The sequence below is a fragment of the Paenibacillus sp. P46E genome (genome assembly GCF_001909095.1).
GTDB classification, from domain to species: Bacteria; Bacillota; Bacilli; order Paenibacillales; family Paenibacillaceae; genus Paenibacillus_AQ; species Paenibacillus_AQ helianthi.
Genome location: NZ_LVYZ01000038.1, coordinates 105,888 through 111,891, shown reverse-complemented (window position 1 = coordinate 111,891; position 6,004 = coordinate 105,888). Strand labels below are relative to the sequence as shown.

The following is a 6,004-nucleotide window of genomic DNA, read 5'->3' as shown; positions in this document are numbered from 1 at the left end:
GGTGAACGTCTAGCCCCGCGCATCTTTCTAAAATCGCCTCCATCCACATCACCCCTGGAATCAGTTTGACGCAGGTCATGTACCCTCAAGTAAAAGGATTTTTATACACGTGCTCATAGCAACAATTGGCGGTACTCGTGGGATACAATCGGCCGGTTTGGGACTCAGAGTATGTCCTACCAAAAAAGCCTCGGCCTGTGACCTGCACTTCCATTATGGAAGACACAGATTCACAAGCCAAGACATTTTCATTCATGATGGTGGCCGTCAGGCCATGTTAGTTTGGGACAGCCCCTTCTTTTATTTGTTACGACATCTTCGATGTAGAAAACCGTTTAAAAAGCAATCTTTTCGAGACTCTATAACCCCACCCTATTCTTGCGTCTCAAAAATACTAAAATGAATTTAGAAACGTATCAAGCAAGAACTATACTTTTTGATACGATTTTTAGGGGGGGATCACTTGAAACTACTTCTAGGAATTAACTTGGAAGAAGAGATAGTTCGTAAAATGGGGAAAAATAAAAAACATATGAAAATAAAAATAGTGTACTTACGAAAGTAAAAGAATAAAACTTTTCCTCACTCGGCACACGGTATGCACCTCATATAAAGATAGGGACACATCCAATTGAAACAGGTGACGACGTCATTCCAAGCAAAGAAGCGTAACATTTAGTCTGTGGAAGAATTAAATAACCTATTCTCCCACACAGACTATTTGCATTCACAGGGCCGTTTTATCCAGAAGGTACTAATTGGAGCGGTAGATAATGATTATTCACGGAAAGTAATGAACGAATATTTTGAGCAAAGTGAAGACTTAATTTATATTGATGCGGGAATTGAAGGTGTATATTTACCTGGGTATATAGATATGGTTTATAGCAGGGAGCTTGCTCAAGGTTATGGATTAGATCGGTCGACTTGTGAAAGAAGATGAGCAGAACTTCTCAGATGTCATTAACTAAATCGGTTTGTCGGGGAAGGAAATCAGGCCGAGTGGTCAGCAACTCGTTGAAACTTTATATACCTGACATCGACCAGGTTTGCAGACCAACACACACACAATTTGTCGGTGGACAAAAACATAGTCTCATTAAAGTCCGCGCCCCGCGCGGATTTTCTGGTTTATGGGACCAAGTTCTTGTCCTAATCTCAGGACAAGAACTTGGTCCCTTTGCCGAAAATGGACAAGAACATGGTACTATTACCGATTTTATAATTAACTAAATAGAACGATGTTGATTGAGGAGTCAATTTTAGCTGAAAGAACTGCCTAACATCCTAGATAAAGACGAGAGGTATAGAAATAAACCATATAAAAAAGCATTTAGAGATAGTAATATCACAAGTGCAACATGGTTTGTCTGGGCAGTATAAATGATGATGAGGTACTAAGCTTAGAATCATAAAAGAGCGCTACTAAATATCAGTGTGTCCTCTCGTCAGGAAATGGCATTGTGTAGTTATGTGGGTGAACTTCGTACAATCGCAGAGTATAAGATCCTTAAAAACATGGGACATAAAGAGGATAAGTGCATGGAAGAACTAAAGACAATGCCTTCTAATTTGCATTATTACACTTAACCGGTAGCCTCATATTGTCTCATGATGGAATAAAAAGGATAGCCACCACATTCGAAGTGGGAATCGTAACGGGAAGAAGCAAGGATGCATTTGCGCCTGATGAAACCTTGAGCCTGGAAGATATGGCAGTCATGATTCTCAAAGCTTATCGGATGCGGTCTTGTCTGTAAAGGAAATTGCGTACAATTCCTTTTTACATTAATAAACCCTTTTCCAAATCCTTCATGACATACCCTCATGATATCGCTCCCATTTTAAGAGTACAAAAACATGTACTATGTTCATTTAGATTGCCTTCTTTGCAAATGAAACGTACGGACTTATGATGGTGCCAAGGTTGCTAACTAATACAAACATTTCTCTATAGTTTGCAAGCCAATGTTTATTGTACATAAACCGCAGGAGACCAATTAAGCTTTATAGTATTGCGACTTTATGGTACTAAAGAGAGGATAATAATTATGAAAAATCGTGTCACAGATATTCTTGGCATTGAAAAGCCCATTTTGCAAGGACCTATGAATTGGATTACGAATGCTGAATTTGTTGCAGCCGTTAGTAATGCGGGCGGTTTAGGGATTCTTGGTCCTAATGCCGGTCAAACGACAGTTACAGCTTCTCCAGAGGAAACCGCAGAACGTATGCGCCGTGAGATCCGTAAAACAAAGGAACTGACAGATAAACCATTTGGTTCAACTTTGATTGTTGGTGGAGATTTGAAATACACTTGGCCCATTTTGGAAATTGTCATTGCAGAAGGTGTGCAAGTTGTTCTTCTAAATGGCGTTGAAGGAACGCTAACTGAAAAGATTATTACCCCGTTGAAGGAATCGGGCATTAAGATTGTTTACCGTCCGTTGAATCCCACGTTTGAAGATGCAAAGGCAGCCCAAGCTATGGGGGTTGATGTTTATGTTGTTACTGGATTTGATGAGGGGGGAACATTGCCGTCGAGTGCTATCGGCACGTTTACAATCACGCCAATGATCGTAGACGTGATTGATATTCCAGTTATTGCAGCTGGCGGGATTGGCGATGCTCGCGGTGTTGCAAGTGCCTTTGAATTGGGGGCAGAAGGTGTCTTTTTAGGAAGCCGTTTTATTCCAACTGTCGAATGCCCTGCAGCACAAACCGTAAAACAAATGATTGTAGATTCATCTGCAGCTGATTTGTTGTTGTACCGTACTTTGCCAGCTTACTACCGTTCATTGCCTACACCATTTGCTGAAAAATTGGTAGCTCTGGACAAACAGGGCGCATCCCGTGAAGAAATTGCTAAGCTTGAGGGTGGTTCTGGTGCACTCCGTATCGGGATGCTTGAAGGTAACGGCGAAGGTGGTATTATCTCTGTTGGTACTGGAATTACGCCAATCAAGAAGATCCAAACTGTACAAGAAGTGGTTGATGAGTTGGCAGCTGGTATTAAGTAACCAGTGAATTCCAATAATAAATTAATCCTATTATAGCAAATATCACCGTTGAACTAAATGTGTATTAGAGATTTAGCCCTCGTTCGATTTGGAATGCCCCTTAGAATAGACATTGGAATAAACCCTTGGTTTATACAATGAATTCTAAGGGGCATTTTTTATGCCAGCATGGCGGAGCGGTGTCTCATGCTTGCTGGCGATCTTTGCTGTAGCGCGGACAGTCCCAGCTTTAGCGCATGAGGTGTCTTGCTTCTGCCCTTATTCGAATTCGTGTTTATCGCCGTATTCTTTGCCGAAGTCCTCCATCTTTTCAAGGATGGGAAGTAATTTGATACCTTTGTCCGTTAACGAATACTCTACCCGCGGAGGAACTTCCGGATATACTTCACGTTTAATGACCCCATCGTTCTCAAGTTCTCTGAGGTGATTTGTGAGCGAGCCTTGTGATAACCCTCCAAGAAATTTTTTTATATCTGAATAACGGCGTGTATCTCCTTTTAGGAACCATAATATGAAATATTTCCAACGTCCTGAAAGAACGTTTTGGGTGAAGGCTATCGCGTACATATCCCTTTTTTCATCCATAAATTCTTTATCAAATCCTTCATTACAAACCCTCACTAAGATCACTCCTAATCAAATGGTACAAATAGTTGTACTATGTCTATTTATATTGCCCTCTTTGCAAATAATCATAATGACATTATGATTATTTCAACAAACAAAAACAAACAGTTAGCAAGCTAAATAAATATAACACAGAAAGGAGTGACTGATAAGTGAATACCGTAAATAGATTACAGCTTTCGATTTTGGACTTTGTTCATATCTATAAAGAATCTGACGCTAGGCAAAGTCTTCAAAATATAACGGAAATGGTTCAATTAGCAGAAGAGTGGGGGTTCTACAGGTATTGGTTCACTGAACACCATAACACAACAACCTTGATGAGTACCTCACCAGACTTGCTGAGCTTGCATGCAGCCGCTCACACCAAAAGCATTCGAGTAGGTTCCGGTGGCATTATGTTGCCTAACCACAGCCCTTTGAAAGTAATGGAGAACTTTACTCTTCTCGAGGGATTATATCCAGGGCGTGTTGACCTGGGGATCGGTAGGGCTTCTGGAGCTGATGGCCGGACCATGTGGGCATTGCTAAGATCCCGAGAATTATTGAAGACAAATGATTTTCCAGAGCAACTAGATAACCTGCTTTCGTTTTTTGGACGTAACTTTCAAGAGACTCACCCGTTTAGTCATATCAATCCCCCTGGAGATCAATCGATGGTTCCAAATATGTTTATGTTGGGATCTAGCGAGGGAGGATTAAAGTTTGCCTTGGATAAAGGATTAGGGTTTGTATTTGCTGCTCATTTGGCGCCACAACTGGCAATTCCTGTGTTAAGAGCTTACCGTTCGAATTTTAAACCTTCGGTATATTTAAGTGAACCCCAAAGTATGTTAGCGACGATCGTGATTACAGCTGAGACGGAAGAAGAGGCTAAATATATTGCAGGACCGGCGGAGTTATTGTGGGCACAAATGAGCACAGGGACGAGAATTCTTACTTTTCCTACACCTGAGGAAGCCAAAAATCACACATACACTCCTCAAGAAGAGCTGGCCAAGGAACGAAACAATGAACGCTTTGTTATTGGAAGTGCTAAACAGGTTGCTGAACAACTCCATCAATTGGCGAGAGCAAGTTTAGTGAATGAAATCATGATTGCAGACTTCTATCCTAATCAAGAAAGCCGAAAGAAAGGGCATGAATTATTGGCAAAGGAATTAGGTTTATCGCAGGGAGATCAGTGAAAAGGAGGTCATTAAACCATGGAAAGAAAGCTTAAATTAGGAGGGATTATTGATGGCGTGGGTTGGAACTACACGGGGTGGAGACATCCTGATATTCCAGCAGATGCCAGCGAAAATATTGATTATTACGTTCAAAAAGCCATTCAACTTGAACAGGCAAGGTTCGATCTCATCTTTTTAGCGGACGTAAGCCATATTGGACCTGGTATGATCCCACACTATCTAAGCATGTTTGAGGGAGTGTCTATTCTGTCTGCTTTGAGTATGGTCACTCACTCCATTGGCTTGGCCGCAACCATAGCGACATCATATGCTGATCCATTTACGGTTGCCAGACAGATCGCCTCACTCGACAAGATTAGCAAGGGCCGCGCCGGATGGAATGCCATCACCTCGAATCCCGGGGGGTTGGCCAATTACAGCCGATCTCATTTAAGGAAAGCAGATCTTTATCCCATGAAGAAAGAGTTCTTAGAGATTGTTGAAGGTCTCTGGGATTCATATGAAGACGATGCCTTTATACGTGACAAGAAAAGTGGGGTGTTCTATGACCCTGGTAAGATGCATCCGCTACACTATACCGGGAATTACTTTTCGGTGGAGGGACCCTTAAATGTTAGTCGATCCCGGCAAGGCAGACCGGTCATCTCTCAAGCCGGTACCTCCCCGGACCTCATGGATATTGCCGCACAGCATGCCGAAGTCATCATGGCACCTGGACATGATTTTGAATACCTCAAGGCATTCACTGCTGAGCTTAAACGTAAAGTGCAAAATCAAAGGCGTTCACCAAACGACCTACTGATAATGCCTTCTCAAAATCCAATCGTTGGTGAGACGGAAAAAGAAGCCTTGGACAAGCTAAGGGAAATCGAATCATGGATGCCTAAAGGTTCACGGGTGCCAAAACCTCAATTAATAGGATCTGCGGAAAAGGTTGCAGAAACAATAGAACATTGGTATCGAGCAGACGTCATGGATATCTTGCTGATTAGACAGGATCATCCAGCAGGGTTTGAAGACTTCATTAAATGGGTTGTTCCTATATTACAAGATAAAGGCATATTCCGAAAGGAATATGAGGCGGATACACTTCGGGGGAATTTAGGGCTACCTTCCCCTGAAAATAGGTATACGAAGTAATAATAAAAAATTTATTTAAAAAGAGGA

At 41.8% G+C, this 6,004-nt stretch carries 5 protein-coding genes; 4 read left to right on the top strand and 1 reads right to left on the bottom strand.

The window, feature by feature from the left end:
• Positions 1-682: 682 nt before the first annotated feature.
• Entirely contained in the window at positions 683-943 is a 261-nt protein-coding gene (locus A3849_RS32415) for a hypothetical protein (protein ID WP_178382682.1), read from the top strand.
• Between the two features lie 1,108 nt (positions 944-2,051).
• Positions 2,052-3,020 carry an NAD(P)H-dependent flavin oxidoreductase gene (locus tag A3849_RS13435; RefSeq protein ID WP_074111878.1) on the top strand — a complete coding sequence of 323 codons (969 nt, stop codon included), beginning with the start codon at positions 2,052-2,054 and terminating at the stop codon, positions 3,018-3,020.
• Between the two features lie 258 nt (positions 3,021-3,278).
• Here the strand turns inward: A3849_RS13435 and A3849_RS13430 are convergent, their stop codons facing one another.
• Positions 3,279-3,641, bottom strand: coding sequence for a winged helix-turn-helix transcriptional regulator (locus tag A3849_RS13430; RefSeq protein WP_083613494.1), 363 nt, complete (start codon positions 3,639-3,641; stop codon positions 3,279-3,281).
• A 158-nt stretch (positions 3,642-3,799) separates the two neighbouring features.
• Here A3849_RS13430 and A3849_RS13425 point away from each other — a divergent pair, with 158 nt between their 5' ends.
• Positions 3,800-4,834 (top strand): LLM class flavin-dependent oxidoreductase, encoded by a 1,035-nt coding sequence (locus A3849_RS13425; RefSeq protein ID WP_074111877.1) that lies wholly within the window; start codon positions 3,800-3,802, stop codon positions 4,832-4,834.
• Positions 4,835-4,852: 18 nt separating this feature from the next.
• A complete protein-coding gene (locus A3849_RS13420; RefSeq protein ID WP_074111876.1) occupies positions 4,853-5,977 on the top strand; it encodes an NtaA/DmoA family FMN-dependent monooxygenase in 1,125 nt (374 codons plus the stop codon).
• Positions 5,978-6,004 lie beyond the last annotated feature (27 nt).

Coding starts and splice junctions, on each gene's coding strand:
- A3849_RS13420 (WP_074111876.1), top strand. CDS start 4,853: ATGGAAAGAAAGCTTAAATTAGGAGGGATTATTGATGGCGTGGGTTGG.
- A3849_RS13435 (WP_074111878.1), top strand. CDS start 2,052: ATGAAAAATCGTGTCACAGATATTCTTGGCATTGAAAAGCCCATTTTG.